The following is a 20,190-nucleotide window of genomic DNA, read 5'->3' as shown; positions in this document are numbered from 1 at the left end:
AATAATGGATTTTAAACCGCTTGAAATTTGGGTGAAAAGAGAGCTGCAAATAGATTTAACGGCATATAAATCTAATCAATTGCATAGAAGAATCCAAAGTTTAATGACTAGAGTAGGCGTAAGTTCAATAGAAGAATATATAACAATGCTAAAAACTGATAAAATTCAAAGAGAAAAATTCTTAGATTATTTAACTATAAATGTAACGGAATTTTTTAGAAATCCTGAAATTTTCGATGAGTTTAAGGATGTTATAAAAAATAACTTGAACTATAAGTCTCCGCTAAAAATTTGGAGTGCAGCATGTTCTCTTGGTGCAGAGCCATATTCCTTAGCTATGATATTAGATGATATATCACCAGGAGTTAATCATAAAATTATAGCAACAGATATTGATAATAATATATTAAACAAAGCAAAAAAAGGTGAATATACTAGCTTAGAGATTAAGAATGTACCATCACAGCTGTTAAAAAAATATTTTAAAAGTCATGATAAAAGTTATGTTATAGATAATAAATTAAAGAAAATGATAACATTTAAAAAACATGACCTTATTTTAGAAAATTATGAAAGTAATTTTGACATAATAATTTGTAGAAATGTAGTAATATACTTTAATCAAGATATAAAAGATAGAATTTATGATAAATTTAGTAGATCCTTAAAAAAAGGTGGGATACTTTTTGTAGGGGCTACGGAAAGTATATATAATTATAAGGCTTTCAATTTTGAAAAAGTATCCACTTTTATTTATAGGAAGCTTTAAGGAGGAATAATATGGATACGTCACAATACCTTTCAATGTTTTTAGAAGAATCAATGGATAATCTTCAAACTTTAAATGAAAGTCTCCTTATTTTAGAGCAAGAACCTAATGATAAAGAAAGGTTAAATGAAATATTTAGGGTAGCACATACTATAAAAGGTATGGCTGCGACTATGGGATATAATACTATAGCAGAACTTACTCATAAAATGGAGGATGTTTTATCTAAGTTTAGAGAAGGAGAATTAAATGTAACTCCAAAGGTTGTAACAGTATTATTTAGATGCCTAGATAATTTGGAGAATATGATAAACACTATTGCTGATGGTGAAGAATTAGATTATGATATATCAGATATAGTTCATCAATTAGAAGATATAGGTAATAAAAAACAAAGTGATGAAGCTAAAGAGACTGCTGAAAATACAGAGGGAAAATCAATGGAGGCAGTTTGTGATGTAGCAAATCAACTTCAATTCAATGAATATGATTTAAATGTAATTAAACAAGCTAAGGATTCTGGCTTTAATGCTTATAGTATTTATGTGAAATTAGATGATGGGACAATTTTAAAGTCAGCAAGAGCATTTGTAATAATGCAGGCTTTAGAAGAGCATGGAGAAATTATAAAAACACAACCTATTTTAGAAGATTTAGAAATTGAAGATTTTGATTTGGATATAAACTTTGCATATATAACAAAAGAAAATAAAGAAATTATAAAAGGTTTAATAGAGGATATTTCAGAAGTAAGAATAGTTGAAGTTTCAGATGTGAAAACAGATAAAAATAAAGAAGAAGTTAAAAATGGTGTTAATAGTGATTGCTTAAATTATAGCTTATCAGAATATGATATGGATGTTATAAAACAAGCTAAGCAAGTTGGATTTAATGCCCTTAATATAAGTATTGAGTTAGATGAAGGAACATTATTAAAATCAGCAAGAGTATTTATAATAATGCAAGAGTTAGAGGTCCATGGAGAGGTTATAAAATCAATACCTGCATCAGAAGATTTAGAGGCAGAAAATTTTGATTATAATATAGAACTAACTTATATTACTAAGAAAACTGAAAAAGAAACTAAAGATATATTATTTAAAATATCGGAAGTGAAAAGTGTAGAAATCGTTAGTATTTCAGAAACTAATAATGAAAAAAATATAAAAAATTTAAAACCAAAAGAAATTACAAATAAAGTAGAGAAAATAAAAGAAATAAACAAAGAAATAGAAAAAGGTAAGGATGTTAAGAGTAAGAAAACAAATAATGATAAGCATAATTCAGACAAACATCCTAAGGGCAGAACAGTTGGACAATCAGTAAGAGTAGATTTGGAAAGATTAGATAAATTTATGAATATGGTTTCGGAACTTGTAATTCATAGAACGAGACTAGAACAAATAAGTTTAAATCATAAAATACCAGAATTAAATGAAACTTTAGAACAAGTAGCTAGAAGTACATCTGATTTACAAGACTTAGTTATGAAAATAAGAATGTTACCATTAGATGCTGTATTTAATAGATTTCCAAGGATGATAAGAGACTTGTCTATAGAATTAGGCAAGGAAATTGATCTTGAAATATTGGGACAAGATACTGAACTTGATAGAACAGTTATAGAAGAAATTGGGGAACCATTAATTCACCTTCTAAGAAATGCAGCAGACCATGGGATAGAAAGTCCAGAAGAAAGAATTAAAGCAGGTAAAAATCCAAATGGAAAAATAAAACTTATAGCATATCCAGAAGGAACTAAGGCTGTAATCAAAGTTGAAGACGATGGAAAAGGATTAAATGTTGAAAAAATTAGAGCTAAGGCTGAAAGTGTAGGAATAACTACAGAAGGTATGAGCGAAAATGATATTAAAAATTTAATATTTAGCCAAGGATTTAGTACTAATGAAGTAGTTACAGACATATCAGGCAGAGGTGTTGGTATGGATGTAGTAAAAACTAAAATTGCTGCATTAGGAGGAACTGTAGATGCTATAAGTGAATTAGGTAAGGGAACAAGTTTTATTATAAGGCTTCCACTTACACTTCAAATCATACAGGCATTACTTGTAAAAGTTGGATCTGAAACAATGGCAATATCTTTAGGATATATAGATAGAGTTGTTGAATATAAGAAAGAATTAACTAAAAAGACAAACAATAAAGAGGTAATAATTTATAACGATAATATAGTTAATCTTATAAGAGTTAATGAAAAATTAAACATTCCAGAAGATGATCATGGGAAAAAATATGTAGTGATGACTAAGGTGGGAGAAAGGGAAGTTGGCTTACTTGTAGATTCATTATTAGGCCAACAGGAAATAGTAATCAAACCTTTTGGCAAGACATTAAAGAATTTAAATGAATATATAGGTGCTACAATTTTAGGAGATGGATTAGTAACATTAATACTAGATGTTGCATCATTGATATAAGGAGGTGCTTAAAATTTGGAATATACGAAGCTAACTGATCTCCAGTTAGATGCACTAAGGGAAGTAGGAAATATAGGAATAGGAAATTCTGCAACAGCATTATCTAATCTTTTAAATAAAAAGGTTGATATAACTTTTCCTAAAGTAAATTTAATACCTTACGAAGAAATATTTGAAAATGATGCTGAAGATTTAGTCTATGCAGTTGTAATTAGAGTGCTTGGTGATGCACCAGGAAATATGTTATTTATAATAGATGAAAACTCTCTTTTGGATATAATAAGTAGTCTTTGTGGCCAATGTGGAGATGAAGTAAATGAAATGGGACTATCGGTTTTAGCCGAGGTTGGCAATATAATTTCATCCACTTATATAAATGCCATTGCATCACTTACAAATTTGAGCTTAACGCTTTCTGTGCCAGCAGTGGCTAGTGATATGATAGGGGCTATACTTTCAACAACATTTATGGAAGCTGGTCAATATGGAGAGTCTGTTTTAGATATTGAAACAGAATTTATTCAAGAAAACGAAACATTAAACGGGCATTTTTATTATATTCCTATGCCTGGCTCATTAGAAAAAATATTGAAATCTTTAGGAATAATGGAGGGAAATTTAAATGGCTAAAGTATTAATAGTTGATGACGCAACATTTATGAGAATGATGATAAAGGACATTCTTGAAAAGAATGGATTTGAAGTAGTAGGAGAAGCACCAAATGGAATAAAGGCTGTAGAACTTTATAAATCTGAGAAACCAGATGTGGTTACAATGGATATAACTATGCCGGATATGGATGGTATAGAAGCTGTAAAAGCTATAAAAGAGTTTGATCCAAATGCCAAAATAGTAATGTGTAGTGCAATGGGTCAACAAAGCATGGTTATGGATGCTATAAGAGCAGGTGCAAAAGATTTTATAGTTAAGCCTTTCCAAGCAGATAGAGTATTAGAAGCTATAAATAAAGTAATTGGATAGGGGGACTAGCAATGCAAGTTGTTGTTTTTAGGATTGGGGATGAACAATTTGCTGTTGAAACTAGCAAAGTTCAAAGTATATGTGATATGATGAACATCACATTAGTACCCAAGGCACCAAGTCATATAAAAGGGCTTATAAATTTAAGAGGGATTATAATTACAATTTTAGATATAAACTTAGTATTAAATATGAAATCAGCTAATACCGAGGAACAAAATATTATAATATTAAATCTAGAAGATGAGGCTGTTGGTATTACAGTAGATTCAGTAGATGAGGTGTTAGAAGTAGAAGATGGTTCTGTAGAAAGAGTAGTTAGTGATAAGGAAAAAGTATTTATAAAAGGTGTAATTAATTTAAAAGATAGAATTATAACTTTATTAGATTTTGATAAAATAAATATATAAAATCTACGAATATAGGAATGAGGTAGAGTAATGTCAGAAGTATTATCTCAAAGAGAAATAGATGCTCTTTTGCTTGCTTTATCTTCTGGAGATTTAGAGGCAGATTCATTGGAAGTGAAGGAAGAGAAAGTTAAAGTAAAACCTTATGATTTTAGAAGGCCTCAAAAATTTACTAAAGATCATATAAGAACTTTAGAGCTTGTTCATGACAATTACAGTAGAATAATTTCTAATTATTTAACTGCACAACTTAGAAGTAATATAAAAGTTAATGTAGAAAGTGTTCAGCAAATAACTTATGAAGAGTTTATTCACTCTATACCAAATCCTACAGTGCTTACACTTTTTAAAATGCCACCATTAAGTGGAGATATATTACTTGAAACTAATGCAGAATTTGTTCTTAGAATGTATGATGTTTTAGCAGGAGGTTCAGGTTATAAAAAGCCTAAATTAAAGGAGCTTACAGAAATAGAAAAGAAACTTATTAAAGTTTTAAATAGTGGATTAGTATCAAATTTGAAATTAGCATGGGAAGATGTTTTAGACGTACAACCAGAAATTCAAGAAATAGAAACGAATCCAGCATTAAATCAAACTCTAGCGCCTAATGAGCCAGTTGCTCTTATAACATTTACCGTTGAAATGTTTAGCACTACTATGTTTATGAATATTTGTATACCATATCTTAGTATAGAGAAAGTTTTAGATAAGCTCGTAATTAGATATTGGTTTAGCAATGATGACGAACTAGCAAATGAGCATAAGAAGAAGGTAAGACATAGACTAGATAAAGTAAATGTAGATATTTTATCTATACTTGGAAAAACAGAAATAACAGTTAGTGATTTCTTATCTTTAAATATAGGAGATGTTATAACTTTAGATAATAATATAGATTCACCAGCAGAGGTTTATGTAGAAGAACAATTGACTTATATTGGTAAACCTGGCTTAAGTGGAAAGCAAAGAGCAGTTCAAATAATAGAATATATAAGCGAGGATGTGGAGAACGATGAGTAACGGATTTCTATCACAAGAAGAAATAGATTCTTTATTAAATGGAAATGACTCTTCACCTAAAGAGAGTGAAAAGGAAAAAGAAAAGGAAGTTTTAAGTGATATAGAAAAAGATCTTCTTGGTGAAGTTGGAAATATTTCTATGGGATCCGCTGCAACAGCGCTTTCCACCATTATAGGAAAAAAGGTAAATATAACTACACCAAATATACAAGTAAGTACTTTAAGAAAAGTAAGAGAAGGCTTTGAAACGCCAAATGTAGTTTTAGATGTTAAATTTACTAGTGGAATAATGGGTGGAAATTTATTAATAATGAAAATAAGCGATGCAGCGGTTATTGCAAGCCTTATGATGGGTGGAGATGGAAAAGTAGATGGAATCAGTGAGCTTTCAGAAATAGAAATTAGTGCAGTATCTGAAGCTATGAATCAAATGATAGGTTCGGCTGCTACTTCTATGGCTACTATGTTCAGACGAGAAGTAAATATTTCACCACCATTATCAAGTATTTGTGATGAAACAACATCACCATTATCAGAAGAAATTAATGAAGAAGAAGAAATTGCATTTATATCATTTAGAATGAATATTGAAGATTTAGTAGACAGTAGTATTATGCAAGTATTACCACTAGTTACTGCTCAAAAAATTATAACTATAATGATGGGAACAGAAGAAGAAACTACGCCTAAAGAAGAAAATGTAGTGGAAGAAAATAACACAAATGAAGAAATTCAGATAAAAAATGAAAATGTTAACTATGATTATGAACCAAAATCAATAGAGACTAATGATGAGCCGGTTCAAGTTAGACAAGCTGCCTTTAGTCAATTGAATAATAGACCAACTACAAGTATGCCAAATAATATAGATTTAATACTAGATGTACCACTAGAAGTATCTGTTGTGCTTGGTAAAACTAGAAAAAATATAAGAGAAGTATTAGAATTAACTACAGGATCACTAATAGAGTTAGACACATTAGCAGAGGAACCAGTGGATATCTTAGTTAATGGCAAAAAAATAGCCTATGGTGAAGTAGTTGTAGTTGATGAAAATTTTGGTGTTAAAATCACAGGAATAGTAAGTGGTGAAGAAAGAGTTAGAAGTCTTGGTAAATAAAATCAATGGTATACATTTTTAAGAGTTATAATCTATTGATATAAATAAAAGGCTGTGAATAAGTATATTAAATATATTTTTCGCAGCCTTTTATTTTAAAAATGTTAACTTTTATTTAAATTTAGTATAATTTTTTAAACTTTCTTCTATAAACTTTTAATATAAGATAACGATATAATTATTAGAATAAACACAAGGTAGGTATGAAAAATGAAAATTAATAGTACATCAAATTTTATGGCCATTAATTCATATAAAAATGTGAATAAAACAGTGGCTAAAACTAATGAAGTTTCAATTAAAGATAGCTGTGAAATTTCAAACTTAGGAAAAACTTTAAATACTATGGCTGCAACTGATTTAAAAGAAGCCTCTACTGAAAGAATTGAGAAAATAAAAGCTCAAATCAAAGAAGGAACTTATAAGGTTGATAGTAAGTTAGTAGCAGAAAAAATCATAGAACATTTAAATGGGAGAGAATACTACTAATGAATAATAAATTGAATGATATTTTAATTAAGGAAAAACAAGCTATTAGAGAAGTTTTAAATTTATTAGAACAACAATACAATTTAATAGTTAAAGATGATGCTTTGGGGTTGGAGTCAATCATTTCTAACATTGAAAAATCAAATAAAGAAATTGCAATAATTGAAATGGAAAGAAGAAAAATTACAAAAGGAAGATCTATGAAAGAAGTAATAGATGAATATAAAGATAGAGAATTAGAAAAAAATTATGATGATTGCATTATGCTTTTAGAGGAAACAAAGATGCAAAAAGATAGTAATAGCATTTTGTTAAAGCAAGCACTAAATTATACTAATGCAATGATTAACATGTTAAAACCACAAGATAAAGGTGCCATAAACACTTATAATTCTTATGGGAAAATTAGAAGGTAGCGAGGTGATAAAATGTCAGGTTTGTTTGGGACAATGCAAGTATCTAAATTAGGTATGCTTGCGCAACAATCTGCTCTTAACACTACATCACATAACATGTCTAATGTGAATACTCCTGGGTATTCAAGACAACATGCTATTTTATCCGCTAGTCGTCCTATAACACTTGCAGGTCCAGGTCAAATAGGAACAGGGGTAAATGTAGTAGCTATAACAAGAACAAGAGATACTTTTTTAGATTATCAAATAAGAAGAGAGTCTAGTAATCTTGCTGACTCAATAGCTAAAGAAAAATATTTATCTGAAATTGAAGGGATATTTAATGAGCCTAGCGATACAGCTATATCAAAGTTATTGTCAGAGTATTATGATGCATGGCAAACATTATCATTAAACCCAGAAAAATCAGAAGCAAGACAAGTAGTAGTTCAAACAGCTAAACAATTAACAGATTTATTAAATCATACACATAAACAACTGGAAGATACTAAAGGAAACTTAGAGACAGAAAAAAAACAATCAGTAGAAGATATAAATAATTTATTGGATCAAATAAATGAACTTAACAAAGAGATAAAAAAGGTTACTTTTGCCGGAAATAATCCTAATGATCTATTAGATTCTAGAGATTTATTATTAGATGAATTAAGTACAAAATTTGGTATTGATGTAACTTCAGAGAATCTTAATGGAATATCATTAAAACCAGAAGGAACTGATATAAATTTAATACAGGATACAGATAGTGATTTAAAATATCATATAAGGTATGAAGAAGGTAAAGGATATCAATTTGTTGCTACAAAAGAAACTAGTAAAAATATTGAATCAAATGAAGAAGGAAAAGGTTCTGATAGTCAGTATGAAGTTGAGTTAACTATTAAGATAGTTGATTTTAAGCCATCAGCTGGAACATTAGGTGGATTACTAAAATTAGATGAAAAAATACAATCTAACATAGATAAATTAGATAACTTAGCAAAAACTATAGCATTATCTACTAATGCAATACATTCAGATGGTGGTGGAAATAGAAACTTTTTCACTGATGGAACAGAGGAAGATAAAATAGGTAATGACGATTCAGGTATGAATATAACTGCAGGAAATATAACTATAAATGAGGATTTGTTGAAAAATCCTATGCTTCTAAATGTAAGTAGTGGTTTAGATAGTGGTGGAACAGATGGAAAAAGAGCCTTGGTTATAGCACAACTTAGGGATATAAAATTTATAATAGATGATGAAACAAATGGTGTAAACAAAGACACTACATTAGATGATTTTAAAAAACATAATGGTTATAAGACAAAAGATGGTGTTACTTCAGAAGGCATTGTAACCTTTGAAAATAATAAAGATGGTGCAAGTGTAGAAGGATATTATAAAGGCATAATAAATACCTTAGGTATTGAAGCTCAAGCTGCTAAAAGAGATGTTGCTAATAAACAAATATTATTAGGTAGTTTTATTGAAAAAAGAGAGTCTACATCAGGAGTTTCTATTGATGAAGAGACTATAAATTTAGTTCAGTTTAATCATGCTTATCAAGCAAATGCAAAGATGATATCCACTGTAGATGAATTATTAGATGTAGTAATAAATGGATTAAAACGTTAGGACGGTGGTTTTATGAGAATAACTAACAAAATGATGTCAAATTCATTTTTAGCAGATATGAATATAAACTTAAATCATATGAAACGTAAACAAGAGCAACTTGATACAGGTAAAGAATTTAAAAGACCATCTGATAGTCCATTTAGAGCAGCCCGTTCTATGCAAATATACAGTGAAATTTATGCAAATGAGCAGTATAACACTAATATAAATCATACTATAAACTGGTTAGATACAACAGATAGTGCATTAGATAATTTAGGTAAGTCTTTAAGTAGAATAAGAGAACTTATGGTTTCAGCTGGAAATGGTACTTATGATAAAGATGAGTTAAAAGCAGTTAAAGATGAAATATCAGAGAAAGTAAATGAAATTTCTCAAATATTAAATACGTCCTTTGATGGAAAATATATTTTTGGTGGAACCCATGGTGACAAAAAACCTACCACTGTAGGTGAAGATGGAGAACTTATCTCTGGAACCATTGGAGACAATTTAAAGGTTGAAATCTCCTCTGGAGTTGTTATTGAATATAGTGTTAATGCTAATGAATTTTTAAACTTTAAAAATCAAACTTTAGAGGATAAAAATAAAAAGGCTGTGAAGCTTGATGCAAATGGCAACACTCTACGAGTAAATAGTGATTCATATTTAATAGATGAAAGTGGCGATAAAATTCAGTATAATGGAGGAGCCATTTCAGTTAGTAATGACGGAAAACTTACTGATAAGGATGGTAAGTTGTTAAAAGTAGATAAAGATACTGGAAAGTTATTAAAAGAAGATGGAACTGAAGCTGGAATAACTATAGATAATAAGATAACTACAACTAAAACTTTTTCTGATGATACTTTAAGTGGTTTATTAAATGATATAATAAAGGATTTAGGAGAAGATGGAGATATATCCAAAGTTAATAATGAGGACTTAGAAAGATTAGATAGTGCAATTAGTAATCTTTTAAGTGTTCGTTCAAAGGTTGGAACTTTTCAAAATAGAATGAAAGGTGCAAAAAATGTAAATGAAGACCAAAATATAAACCTTAAAGCAATATTGTCTTACAATGAAGATATAGACTGGGTGGAAAAAAGCATGGAGATGGGAATGATACAAACTGTTTATTTAGCATCGCTTCAAACAGCATCTAAAATATTACCACCATCTTTATTAGACTTTATAAGATAATGAACAAGGAGTAAAAATTATGGAACTAAAGACTAAGTATCATGGCATTATAAAATATGATGAAGATGAAATTATAACTTTAAGTGATGGTCTTTTAGGATTTGAGCATTTAAAAAAATATATAATATTTTCACTAAAAGATAATGAAGATTTTAAAGTTATTCATTCACTTGAAGATGAATCAGTAGGCATAGTTATTATGTCACCATTTTTAGTAAGGAAAGATTATGAGTTTAATTTGAGTGATAAAATAGTATCTAAATTAAAGATTAAAAATGAAAAAGAAGTAGCGGTTTATACTACAGTAACATTAAATTCAGATATAAATAAAATTACAACTAATTTAAAAGCCCCTATAGTTTTAAATATAAGTAGCAATCTTGGAAAACAAATTATAATAGATAATGAAAGCTATAATATAAAGGAAGTACTATTTAAGGAGAATTTAAAATGTTAGTTGTAAGTAGAAAAAAAGGGGAATCTATATTAATAGGTGAAGATGTTGAAATCGTTGTAGTTAAACTAGATAATGGGTCAGTAAAATTATCTATAAATGCACCAAAAGATGTTACAATCCTAAGAAAGGAATTGAAGGATGCTGTAACTATAGAAAATAAAAATGCAGTCTCAGTAGATACCTCAATCCTTGGAAAATTAAAAAAATAATTAAGAGGTGTAAACATGGAAGTTGGAACAATGAAAATTGTAGATAACAAGGAAGTAAACTATAATAAATTAAATTCTAACAAAAAAAAAGATGCTAATTTAGTAGAACAACAAGACAAAGCTTCAGATATTCAAGGTGAAAAAAATAAAGGTATTGGTTTGAATGATAAATATAATTCAAAGGAAAATATTGAAGAGAAGAAATTAAAGAATGCTGTAGAAAAATTAAATGTATTTTTAAAGGAACATGATTCCTATGTAAAATATGAACAGCATGAATTCTTTAGAAATACTTTTATAGTAAAAATAATGGATAAAGAAAACGATAAAGTAATAAAAGAAATACCACCTAAAAAAATATTAGATATGGTGGCAGCTATGTGTGAAATGGCAGGAGTTCTACTAGATGAAAAAGCATAGGTAAAAGGTGGGTTAAAGGATGAATTCTTATGCTAATGGATATAATGCTTATAAAAATAATAGCATAAACTATGCTTCAAAAGAGCAATTATTATTGATGCTTTTAGACGGAGCAGTAAAATATGCCAAAATAGGAAGACAAGCAATATTAGACAAGGATATAAAACAGAAGCATGAAAACTTAGTAAAAACTCAGGATATATTTTATGAGTTAATGATATCATTAGATAGAAGTACGAATCTACAATGGATAGATGGTTTATCATCTGTATATGAATTTATAAATAATAGATTAATGGAAGCTAATATAAAATCTGACATAAAGATAATGGATGAGATTATACCACTTATAGAAGATATTAGAAGTATGTGGAATGATGCATATAAAATATCAGCTAAACAAAGATAAGTAAGAAAATATAAATTAACATATACATTGAATTTTTATAAATATGTTAATTATATTAGCTAAGAGGTATGTAGGGAATAAAAACTAATTTATTCCCTATATTGTTATAGGAAAACAAGTTTATATTTAAGTTTATTCATTAAATTTAAAACCTATAATTTTAGAGAGGTGAAATATATGAGAATAACAGGTATGGCAACAGGCATGGATACAGATACCATGATAAAAGACATGCTTAAACCACAACAGCTTAAAATAGATTCGATGAAGCAACAACAACAAGTAGTGCTTTGGCAACAAGAAATATATAGAGACATTATAAAAGACGTTCATGGGTTAATGGGTAAATATTTTGATGTTTTAAATAAAGATACGTACTTACTATCTTCAGAGTCTTTAAATAGTTCTAAAGTTAAATGCAGTAATGAAATGTTAAACATATCAGCAAATTCAGAGGCTAAAGAAGGAACATATAAAGTTAATGTAGAACAACTTGCAGAAAATGCTAGTTTTAAAGGTGAAAAAGTTGAGAAAGAAATAGATATGTCAACAAAAATAGGTAAAGATAAAACATTTGAATTTCAAGTTAACAAAAGTACAGAAACTATCAAAGTTGAAGCAACTGCTGATATGACAATTGGTGATTTAGCTAAAGCTATATCAGAGGCAAGTAAGGGTGAAATAAAGCTTGAATATAGTGAAATTACTGAGAGCTTTGAATTAAGTACATTAAAAACAGGGGTTAATTCAAATTTAAAAGTTATTAGTGGTGGAGAGTTTCTAAAAGATAAACTTAAACTAAATGTTTTAGCCGATGATGGAACAGAGAATATAGCAAAAGGTGAAAACGCATCTTGTAAAGTAACACTTCCTAATGGACAAAGTGGAGATATAAATAGTGAAACAAATAAATTTTCAAAAGATGGAATAAACTTTGATTTAAATGGAATAAATACTGATTTAAATGGTAAAGTATCTAGCGAAGATGGAGATTTTACTATAACTATAACTAAAGACAATGGTAAAGCAATGGAAACAGTTAAAAGCTTTATTGAAGATTATAATAAATTAATAGATAAGGTTAACAAACTTAATACAGAAAAAAGAAATTATAGTTATAAGCCTCTTACAGATGATGAAAAGAAAGATATGAAAGAGGAAGAAATAAAAAAATGGGAAGAACAATCTAAAAAAGGTATATTAAAAGGAGATAGTTATCTTAAGAACATGATGTCAGAGTTAAGAATGGATATGTTTGGAGATAAGGATACTTTATTTAGTATAGGGATAGAAACATCTGATAATGTGCGAGAAGGTGGAAAACTTGTTTTAGATGAAGATAAGTTTAAAAAAGCCTTAAATGAAGATGCAGAAAAAACATTTAATACTTTTAAAACAGGAATGGAAAAAGTAGATACAACATTTAAAAAATATGCAAGTACAAGAATATTAGGTGATACTGGAAATAGAGGATTACTACTAGAAAAAGCTGGAATTGAAGGTAGTGTAACAGATAAGAATAATATTTTAACTAAAAGCATATTAGATAAAGAAGATATGATAAAAGAACAAGTAAAGAAAATGAATGAAATGGAAAATAGATATTATCTACAGTTTGCTCAGTTAGAGAAGGTTATGAATTCATTAAATTCTCAAATGAATTGGTTTACACAGCAGATGGGTAGTTAAGATACATGGAAAATTTACTTGAAAGATGTTCTTCTATAAATCAAGAAATAATAAGAAGCCTTAGTGAAGATATTGAAAATGCGTCTTATGATAATATAGAAAGCTTAATTATAGAAAAACAAATGATAATAAATAAAATAGAAAATTCTAATGTAGATAAAGAAAGATTAAAAAGTGTTATATGTAAATTAAATTTATTAGAGGATGAGAAAAAGATTAAAATTTTATTTAACACAAGAAAAGATGAAATAAAGGATAAGATAAAAATTATATCAAAAAATAAAGTAGCTAATAATCAATATAATAAAGATTTTTATAGAAATTCTTATTTCATAAATGAAAAAGTATAAATTTAAAACAAAGTCTACATAAAAAGTTTATGTAGACTTTAATTTTTTTATAAAATTTCATAAAATTATAGAAGTTATGATATTTTTTGATAAATATATGATAATTTTGTATATATGTTACAATTAAAGTGCATTTTGTGACAAGTTTATTGAAAAAGCAAATTTAAAAACTTAATATAGAAGTAAGAAAAGTGTTTAAGTTCTAATAAACAAGACAACCTACCTTGTTTAATATAAACTATAGGGTTTCAAGTTAACTTTTAAAATTGATTATTTTAAAACTTGGATACCCAAAATAGTGAGACATGATAACTATCGAAAAATGTGTTTATAAAAATCAACCCAAATTTAATCATAATACTATAGTGACGCTATCAACATTATAGTATTATGATTTTAAAATTGGATAATGTATAAGTTGAAATTTTTGCTTGATTTACTTATATATTAATATCCAATGTTAATATAATTCGTATACTATAGGGTTCCAAGTTGACTTTTAAAATTATTCATTTTAAAATTTGGATGCCCAAAATAGTGAGACATGCTCTGAAACACTTAGAATTCAACACTATATCTTTTATAAAAATATTTTAAGGTTATTGAATAAATTTAAATTGGAGCTTGTTTACCTATAGCATTAAGGGATTAAAAGGTAGTATACATATATGGAATAGATCTAAATTATTGAAAAGTTTACTAAATACTTATGTAATTGTCTTTATATAAGAGTGTGGTAAACTATTTGTTGTATACAGTGTTTACAAATATTAAATTAAGAATATGGAGTGAAGTAGATGAGATTAAATCATAATATGTCAGCTCTAAACATATATAATGCCTATTGTAAAAATTTATCTAAACAAAATGCAGCTATGAGCAGAATTCATTCAGGATTAAAAGTTGCAACAGCTAAGGATGATCCTAATAAATTGTCTAGTAGTGAGCATATGAAAATACAAATAAGATCATTAGAAATGGCATCAAGAAATACACAAGATACTATAAGTATGTTACAAACAGCTGATAGTGCATCGCAGAATATATCAGATTCATTAATAAGAATTAAAGAGCTTACTATACAGGCAGGGGGGACAGGCTCTGAAGAAGATAAAAAAATAATTCAAGAGGAAATAAATTCTATATTAGAAGGAATTGATGATATAGCTAAAAATACAGAAATAAACGGTAAAAAGATATTATCGTCAGATAAAGGAATACTAGTTCAATGTGGTAGTAATGCCGGCGAGCAAACTACAATCCCAACAAGTGATTTAAGTTCTTCAGGGTTAGGATTAGATGGACAAATTAAAGTATTAACTACAGAAGAAATAAATAAGTCTATAGATACAATAAATACTGCTATAAGTAAATTAAACGATTGCAGAAGTAAAATGGGAGCTATATCAAATAGATTAACTAGTAATACTGAAATGTTAAATGAATTATCATTAAAAACACAAAATGCGGAGAGCTCTTTAACTGGTGCAGATATTAGCGAGGAGATTATAGAGTATACTAAAAATAATGTTCTAGTAAATGCAGGATTATCACTTATGGTTCAGGCAAATAAGCTTCCTCAAGATGTGCTGAACATTATTGGAAATATAGGTAAAAAATAAAGAAATTAAAGTGAAACTATATAGGGAAATAAGCTTTAGTTTTTGATGTAATTCTGAAGTTAAGTGTATAAAGAGGAGGGATAATATTGGGAATAGATAATGTTACATATAATTTAATAAAAAAAGGAATGGATGTAACAACTTTAAGTGGAAAGGTTATAAACAATAACATATCAAATGTAAATACAAAGGATTATAAAAGAGAATATGTTAATTTTGATGAAGCACTTAAAGAGGAAAATTCAAAAAATTATGAATTAAAAAAAACTAGCAATAAACATATGGGGTTTTCTGCAGATGATATAGAAGTAAAAAAAGATAATAAATCTAGTATGAGAGAAGACGGAAATAATGTTGATATAGAAAGTGAAATGACCAGTGCAGCATCAAATAGTTTAATGTATGATGCGCTAGTAAAACAAGCTAATACTAGATTCAATATGAGAAGTACAGTGATAAAAGGAGGTAATTAATAGATGGAAGCATTTAGAGGTATGAGAATAAGTGCTAGTGGTCTTTCAGCAGAAAGATTAAGACTAGATACAATAACATCTAATATAGTAAATGCAAATACTACAAGAGGCGTTGATGGAAAGCCTTATGTAAGAAAAATTGCAACCTTTGAAGAAAATTTACAAAAAGAGATAGATAAGTCAAGTGGTAAGGTAGAACTAAAACCGATGGGAATTAAAGCAGTCGGTGTTGAAGATGATAAATCTCCACTAAAAAAAGTTTATGATCCATCCCATCCTGATGCAGATGAAAAGGGATATGTAACAATGCCTAATGTAAATATATTAAATGAAACAGTAGATTTAATTGCTGCTTCAAGAGCCTACGAAGGAAATATAACAGCATTAAATACTCAAAAGAATATGATATCAAAAACATTAGAAATTGGAAGATAGGTGAATTTTATGGTAACAAACGAATTTGTTCCCGGCATTAAGGTTTTTAATGAAGGGGTAAAAGGAAATATTGAGAATAAGAATGAGCAAAACAATATAGGAAGTAGTTTTTCTGAAATGTTAAATTCGGCTTTAAATAAGGTTAATGAAACACAAGTAAAAGCAGAAGAAGAAACAAATGGTTTTATAAAAGGTGATGTTAATTTACATGAAGCAATGGTTTCAGCGGAAGAAGCTAGATTGACATTAGAACTAGCAGTTCAAGTAAGAAATAAGCTTATAAATGCCTATGAAGAATTTAATAAAATGCAAATATAGTAAGGAGTGCACAGAATGAGTAAGCTATCTGAGAGCTTAAAAGAGCAAAAAGATAAAATAAAAGAAATGAGCAAGGCTAAAAAGATAGCTGTAGCTATACTTACCTCCGTTGCTATAATAACTGTAATAACGATGTCAGTACTTGCTTTAAAACCTAAATATGCAGTATTATTCTCCAAAATGACAGCAGAGGATTCAGGCGCAGTAATAGAAAAATTAGAAGAGAAAAAATATAAATATAGAATTCAAGGGGATTCTATTTTAGTAGAAAAGAAAAATGTAGATAAGTTAAGAATGGAATTATTATCACAAGTATCTTTCAAAGAAGGTAGCAATGGTTTTGAATTGTTTGATGAGAAAAGTTCAGTAGGTTCTACAGATACAGAAACTAAAGTTATGTATCAAAGGGCGTTAGCTGGAGAATTAGAAAGAACTATAAAATCTTTTGAGGAAGTGGAGAATGCAAAAGTTAATTTAGTTATACCAGATAAATCTGCATTTATAACTAAACCGACTCCAGCATCGGCATCAGTAACATTATTAATGAGCAAAGGCAAGCAATTATCTGAGGATCAAGTAAAGGCTATTGTTTCATTGATTTCAGGAAGTGTAGAAAACCTTCCAAATGAAAATGTAACTGTTGTATCTGACGATTTCAAGTTATTAACAGAAGGTCTTTATGATGAAAAAGGTGAAAATAAATCTATTAATTCTACTGAAAAGCAATTACAAGCTAAAAAGCAATTGGAAGAAGAATATTCAAAAAAAATAATGAATGTACTTGAACCTATATATAAAGACAAAGTTAGAGTATCTGTAAATGCAGAATTAAATTTTGATGCAGTAGAGCAAAATAGTGTGGATTATGGTAAAGAAGGCGCAGTTGTAAGTAATCATGAAGTTGTTACTACAGAAAATGATAGTGGTAACACATCAGGTAGTCCAGTAGATAATAATATGAATAACACTCAGAATAATGAAGAGACAGAAAAAGGAGTTACTCATAAAGAAAATACTACAAATTATGAGCTATCTAAAAAGGAACAAACAGTTATTAAAGCACCAGGAGAAGTTCAAAAATTATCAGCATCTGTAGTAGTAGATGGTAAAGTAGATGCTCAAGCAAAAAATGCTATAAGAAATCTAGTTACCGAGTCTATTGGATTAGATAAAAAAAGAGGAGATTCAGTAACTGTTGAATCATTAGATTTTGATAATGCAGAAAAAGAAGCAGCTCAAAAAGAATTAGAAGATATGAAAAAACAAGAAGCTGCTGCGAAAAGAAACAAGATTATAGCTATGGTAGTAGGTGGAGTTGGTGCGCTTATAGCAATTTTAGCAATAATTTTAGCAGTTAAGAAATCAAGGGGAGAAGATGAAGAAGAGTATGAAGATGAGGATTCAAACTTTGATATTATAATCGGAGATGACGTAAAACCAAAAGAAGTTTTTGAAACTTTAAATTTAGACGCTAAAAATGAAAATGAGCATGTTACAGGTGAAGTTAAAAAGTATGCAACTAATAAGCCAGAACAGGTAGCAGATGTTGTTAAATCATGGTTAGCAGATGATGAAAGGGGATAATTTATGGCTAAAGTAGAGAAATTGACCGGTGTTCAAAAAGCGGCAATATTATTTATAACATTAGGGCCTGAAGCATCTTCAGGAATTATAAAAAGGCTACCAGAAAAAGATATACAAAAGGTAACTTATGAAATTGCTAACATGAGCTCAGTATCGTCACAACAACGAAAATTTATATTAGATGAATTCTTAGAGATGAATAAGGCTAAAGATTATATTTTAGAAGGTGGAATAGAGTATGCAAGAAATCTTTTATCTAAGGCATTAGGAACTCAAAGAGCATCAGAAATATTAGAAAGAGTTACAGAAGCAACCCAGCAATACAGACCATTCTCTATTGCTAGAAAAGCTGATGCAACTCAGCTTATGAATGTTATACGTAATGAACATCCTCAAACAATAGCGTTAATACTTTGTTATCTTCAACCGGATAAAGCAGGACAAATAATGTCAGAACTTCCTCCTGAACTTCAAGCGGAAGTTGCTTATAGGATAGCCACTATGAACACTATATACCCTGTGGTTATTAAGGAAATCGAAGGAGTGCTTAATGATAAGTTATCTAATATAATCCACAATAGTGAAAGTACTATTGTGGGAGGTGTTCCTTCCTTAGTAAATATATTAAATCAGGTTGATAGAAGTACAGAAAAAAATATTACAGAAGCTTTAGATCATGAAGATAGTGAACTTGCAGAAAAAGTTAAGGAATCTATGTTCGTATTTGAGGATATTATTACTCTTGGAGATCCAGTTATTCAAAGAATATTACGTGAAGTGGATAATAAAGAATTATGTCTTGCCCTTAAGGGGTGCTCTGAAGAAGTTGCAAATGCCATATTTAAGAATCAGTCTAAGAGGGCAGCGGCTACACTAAAAGAGGACATGGAATTCTTAGGTCCAGTAAGGCTTGTTGAAGTTGAAAAAGCTCAACAAAAGGTTGTTGCAATAATAAGAAGATTAGAAGATGCTGGTGAAATACAAATAGCAAGAGGTGGAGAGGATGCAATCATCTTATAATATTATTAAAAACAAAGATGTTATAACAGAAGGAAAAAAAGAAATCTCTGCCATTAATTTCAAACTTGTTGATAAGGAAAAAGAAGATAGAAAAGAGAATGAGAAAACTATTAATATAGTTAATAATGATGAACTTTTAAAAAGTATGGAAAATATGGCTGATAGCATTATAAAAAATGCTCAAATAAAAAGTGACAAAATTTTAGTTAAGGCATCAGAAGATGCTAAAGAAATAGAGACCAATGCTTTTGAAAAAGGAAGTTTAGAAGGATATAATAATGGTTTTGAAAAAGGCTATGATGAAGGAATGGAAAAGTCTTTAAATGAGGGTGCTCTTATAATAGAAAATGCTAAGGCAGTACTTGCAAATGCTAAAGAAGAATATAAAAAGTATGTTGAAGAAAAAGAAGAGCATTTTAGAAACCTTGTATTAATTTCTGTTAATGAAGTGTTAAAAAAGGAATTAAGCAACTTCGATGCATTAAACAATATTGTCTATGATATTCTTTCGAAAGAAAAAAATGAAAATTATTTTATTATAAGATGCAACTGTAAATATAAAAATTCATTAGAAGATGAAAAGCTTAATATGATTAATAGGTTAGCTTTTAGTGGAGATATATTTATTGTAGAGGATAACTCACTAGAAGATGGAGTTGCCATTATAGAAAAAGAAAATGGAAAAGTTGAGATAGGTATTGATTATATTATGGACAAATTAAAAGAATTAATTATGGAAAGATAGCTAAAAG

At 28.7% G+C, this 20,190-nt stretch carries 24 protein-coding genes; all 24 read left to right on the top strand.

All coding sequences use genetic code 11. From position 1 onward, the window contains the following. The first annotated feature begins 4 nt into the window (after nt 1-4). The 24 genes from ACYUE0_RS06480 (at nt 5) to ACYUE0_RS06365 (ending at nt 20,183) form a co-directional block, all read left to right on the top strand. Nucleotides 5-769, top strand: coding sequence for a CheR family methyltransferase (locus ACYUE0_RS06480; protein ID WP_199868821.1), 765 nt, complete (start codon nt 5-7; stop codon nt 767-769). Between the two features lie 11 nt (nt 770-780). Beyond that, complete coding sequence (locus ACYUE0_RS06475) at nt 781-3,207, top strand: chemotaxis protein CheW (protein WP_061994921.1); 2,427 nt, start codon at nt 781-783, stop codon at nt 3,205-3,207. Nucleotides 3,208-3,222: 15 nt separating this feature from the next. Then, complete coding sequence (locus ACYUE0_RS06470) at nt 3,223-3,837, top strand: chemotaxis protein CheC (RefSeq protein ID WP_061994920.1); 615 nt, start codon at nt 3,223-3,225, stop codon at nt 3,835-3,837. Beyond that, nucleotides 3,830-4,189: a response regulator gene (locus tag ACYUE0_RS06465; protein WP_061994919.1), complete on the top strand. Its 360-nt coding sequence runs from the start codon at nt 3,830-3,832 to the stop codon at nt 4,187-4,189. Before ACYUE0_RS06470 ends, ACYUE0_RS06465 begins: the two co-directional genes overlap by 8 nt. Before the next feature lie 11 nt (nt 4,190-4,200). Beyond that, nucleotides 4,201-4,599: a chemotaxis protein CheW gene (locus ACYUE0_RS06460; protein WP_010292448.1), complete on the top strand. Its 399-nt coding sequence runs from the start codon at nt 4,201-4,203 to the stop codon at nt 4,597-4,599. Between the two features lie 30 nt (nt 4,600-4,629). Beyond that, complete coding sequence (fliM, locus tag ACYUE0_RS06455; RefSeq protein ID WP_061994918.1) at nt 4,630-5,622, top strand: flagellar motor switch protein FliM; 993 nt, start codon at nt 4,630-4,632, stop codon at nt 5,620-5,622. After that, nucleotides 5,615-6,742 carry a flagellar motor switch phosphatase FliY gene (gene fliY / locus ACYUE0_RS06450; protein ID WP_460269914.1) on the top strand — a complete coding sequence of 376 codons (1,128 nt, stop codon included), beginning with the start codon at nt 5,615-5,617 and terminating at the stop codon, nt 6,740-6,742. The genes fliM and fliY overlap by 8 nt, the downstream gene beginning before the upstream one ends. 210 nt (nt 6,743-6,952) lie before the next feature. Beyond that, nucleotides 6,953-7,231 carry a flagellar biosynthesis anti-sigma factor FlgM gene (gene flgM / locus ACYUE0_RS06445; RefSeq protein WP_199868830.1) on the top strand — a complete coding sequence of 93 codons (279 nt, stop codon included), beginning with the start codon at nt 6,953-6,955 and terminating at the stop codon, nt 7,229-7,231. After that, on the top strand, nt 7,231-7,647 hold the full coding sequence (locus tag ACYUE0_RS06440; protein ID WP_460269913.1) for a flagellar protein FlgN: 417 nt from the start codon (nt 7,231-7,233) through the stop codon (nt 7,645-7,647). Before flgM ends, ACYUE0_RS06440 begins: the two co-directional genes overlap by 1 nt. 12 nt (nt 7,648-7,659) lie before the next feature. After that, the gene (flgK, locus tag ACYUE0_RS06435) at nt 7,660-9,267 is read left to right on the top strand and encodes a flagellar hook-associated protein FlgK (protein ID WP_199868834.1); all 1,608 of its coding nucleotides are present in this window, start codon (nt 7,660-7,662) and stop codon (nt 9,265-9,267) included. 12 nt (nt 9,268-9,279) lie between these two features. Then, a complete protein-coding gene (gene flgL, locus ACYUE0_RS06430; protein WP_199868836.1) occupies nt 9,280-10,452 on the top strand; it encodes a flagellar hook-associated protein FlgL in 1,173 nt (390 codons plus the stop codon). Nucleotides 10,453-10,471: 19 nt separating this feature from the next. Continuing rightward, entirely contained in the window at nt 10,472-10,909 is a 438-nt protein-coding gene (gene fliW, locus ACYUE0_RS06425; protein ID WP_460269912.1) for a flagellar assembly protein FliW, read from the top strand. Further along, nucleotides 10,903-11,118, top strand: a complete 216-nt coding sequence (csrA, locus tag ACYUE0_RS06420; RefSeq protein WP_010292432.1) for a carbon storage regulator CsrA — start codon at nt 10,903-10,905, stop codon at nt 11,116-11,118. The genes fliW and csrA overlap by 7 nt, the downstream gene beginning before the upstream one ends. 15 nt (nt 11,119-11,133) lie before the next feature. Then, entirely contained in the window at nt 11,134-11,538 is a 405-nt protein-coding gene (locus ACYUE0_RS06415; RefSeq protein ID WP_061994911.1) for a flagellar protein FlaG, read from the top strand. 19 nt (nt 11,539-11,557) lie between these two features. After that, nucleotides 11,558-11,947, top strand: a complete 390-nt coding sequence (gene fliS, locus ACYUE0_RS06410) for a flagellar export chaperone FliS (protein WP_460269911.1) — start codon at nt 11,558-11,560, stop codon at nt 11,945-11,947. 177 nt (nt 11,948-12,124) lie between these two features. Further along, nucleotides 12,125-13,636 (top strand): flagellar filament capping protein FliD, encoded by a 1,512-nt coding sequence (gene fliD / locus ACYUE0_RS06405; RefSeq protein WP_460269909.1) that lies wholly within the window; start codon nt 12,125-12,127, stop codon nt 13,634-13,636. Nucleotides 13,637-13,641: 5 nt separating this feature from the next. Further along, a complete protein-coding gene (locus ACYUE0_RS06400) occupies nt 13,642-13,986 on the top strand; it encodes a hypothetical protein (RefSeq protein ID WP_460269908.1) in 345 nt (114 codons plus the stop codon). Between the two features lie 797 nt (nt 13,987-14,783). Beyond that, the gene (locus ACYUE0_RS06395) at nt 14,784-15,608 is read left to right on the top strand and encodes a flagellin N-terminal helical domain-containing protein (RefSeq protein WP_061994907.1); all 825 of its coding nucleotides are present in this window, start codon (nt 14,784-14,786) and stop codon (nt 15,606-15,608) included. 86 nt (nt 15,609-15,694) lie between these two features. Then, nucleotides 15,695-16,081 (top strand): flagellar basal body rod protein FlgB, encoded by a 387-nt coding sequence (flgB, locus tag ACYUE0_RS06390; RefSeq protein ID WP_082761149.1) that lies wholly within the window; start codon nt 15,695-15,697, stop codon nt 16,079-16,081. A gap of 3 nt (nt 16,082-16,084) precedes the next feature. Then, a complete protein-coding gene (flgC, locus tag ACYUE0_RS06385; RefSeq protein WP_061994906.1) occupies nt 16,085-16,516 on the top strand; it encodes a flagellar basal body rod protein FlgC in 432 nt (143 codons plus the stop codon). 9 nt (nt 16,517-16,525) lie between these two features. After that, nucleotides 16,526-16,834, top strand: coding sequence for a flagellar hook-basal body complex protein FliE (gene fliE / locus ACYUE0_RS06380; protein ID WP_061994905.1), 309 nt, complete (start codon nt 16,526-16,528; stop codon nt 16,832-16,834). A 15-nt stretch (nt 16,835-16,849) separates the two neighbouring features. Continuing rightward, a complete protein-coding gene (gene fliF, locus ACYUE0_RS06375; protein WP_460269907.1) occupies nt 16,850-18,418 on the top strand; it encodes a flagellar basal-body MS-ring/collar protein FliF in 1,569 nt (522 codons plus the stop codon). Nucleotides 18,419-18,421: 3 nt separating this feature from the next. Then, nucleotides 18,422-19,438 carry a flagellar motor switch protein FliG gene (gene fliG / locus ACYUE0_RS06370; protein WP_061994903.1) on the top strand — a complete coding sequence of 339 codons (1,017 nt, stop codon included), beginning with the start codon at nt 18,422-18,424 and terminating at the stop codon, nt 19,436-19,438. Beyond that, nucleotides 19,422-20,183 (top strand): FliH/SctL family protein, encoded by a 762-nt coding sequence (locus ACYUE0_RS06365; protein WP_460269905.1) that lies wholly within the window; start codon nt 19,422-19,424, stop codon nt 20,181-20,183. Before fliG ends, ACYUE0_RS06365 begins: the two co-directional genes overlap by 17 nt. Nucleotides 20,184-20,190: the final 7 nt, after the last annotated feature.

The organism is Clostridium sp. CTA-19 (genome assembly GCF_054767855.1).
The sequence above is the reverse complement of the archived record's forward strand: the minus strand, read 5'-3'. Positions and strand labels throughout refer to the sequence as shown.

Coding starts and splice junctions, on each gene's coding strand:
- ACYUE0_RS06480 (WP_199868821.1), top strand. CDS start 5: ATGGATTTTAAACCGCTTGAAATTTGGGTGAAAAGAGAGCTGCAAATA.
- ACYUE0_RS06475 (WP_061994921.1), top strand. CDS start 781: ATGGATACGTCACAATACCTTTCAATGTTTTTAGAAGAATCAATGGAT.
- ACYUE0_RS06465 (WP_061994919.1), top strand. CDS start 3,830: ATGGCTAAAGTATTAATAGTTGATGACGCAACATTTATGAGAATGATG.
- ACYUE0_RS06460 (WP_010292448.1), top strand. CDS start 4,201: ATGCAAGTTGTTGTTTTTAGGATTGGGGATGAACAATTTGCTGTTGAA.
- fliM (WP_061994918.1), top strand. CDS start 4,630: ATGTCAGAAGTATTATCTCAAAGAGAAATAGATGCTCTTTTGCTTGCT.
- fliY (WP_460269914.1), top strand. CDS start 5,615: ATGAGTAACGGATTTCTATCACAAGAAGAAATAGATTCTTTATTAAAT.
- flgM (WP_199868830.1), top strand. CDS start 6,953: ATGAAAATTAATAGTACATCAAATTTTATGGCCATTAATTCATATAAA.
- ACYUE0_RS06440 (WP_460269913.1), top strand. CDS start 7,231: ATGAATAATAAATTGAATGATATTTTAATTAAGGAAAAACAAGCTATT.
- flgK (WP_199868834.1), top strand. CDS start 7,660: ATGTCAGGTTTGTTTGGGACAATGCAAGTATCTAAATTAGGTATGCTT.
- flgL (WP_199868836.1), top strand. CDS start 9,280: ATGAGAATAACTAACAAAATGATGTCAAATTCATTTTTAGCAGATATG.
- fliW (WP_460269912.1), top strand. CDS start 10,472: ATGGAACTAAAGACTAAGTATCATGGCATTATAAAATATGATGAAGAT.
- csrA (WP_010292432.1), top strand. CDS start 10,903: ATGTTAGTTGTAAGTAGAAAAAAAGGGGAATCTATATTAATAGGTGAA.
- ACYUE0_RS06415 (WP_061994911.1), top strand. CDS start 11,134: ATGGAAGTTGGAACAATGAAAATTGTAGATAACAAGGAAGTAAACTAT.
- fliS (WP_460269911.1), top strand. CDS start 11,558: ATGAATTCTTATGCTAATGGATATAATGCTTATAAAAATAATAGCATA.
- fliD (WP_460269909.1), top strand. CDS start 12,125: ATGAGAATAACAGGTATGGCAACAGGCATGGATACAGATACCATGATA.
- ACYUE0_RS06400 (WP_460269908.1), top strand. CDS start 13,642: ATGGAAAATTTACTTGAAAGATGTTCTTCTATAAATCAAGAAATAATA.
- ACYUE0_RS06395 (WP_061994907.1), top strand. CDS start 14,784: ATGAGATTAAATCATAATATGTCAGCTCTAAACATATATAATGCCTAT.
- flgC (WP_061994906.1), top strand. CDS start 16,085: ATGGAAGCATTTAGAGGTATGAGAATAAGTGCTAGTGGTCTTTCAGCA.
- fliE (WP_061994905.1), top strand. CDS start 16,526: ATGGTAACAAACGAATTTGTTCCCGGCATTAAGGTTTTTAATGAAGGG.
- fliF (WP_460269907.1), top strand. CDS start 16,850: ATGAGTAAGCTATCTGAGAGCTTAAAAGAGCAAAAAGATAAAATAAAA.
- fliG (WP_061994903.1), top strand. CDS start 18,422: ATGGCTAAAGTAGAGAAATTGACCGGTGTTCAAAAAGCGGCAATATTA.
- ACYUE0_RS06365 (WP_460269905.1), top strand. CDS start 19,422: ATGCAATCATCTTATAATATTATTAAAAACAAAGATGTTATAACAGAA.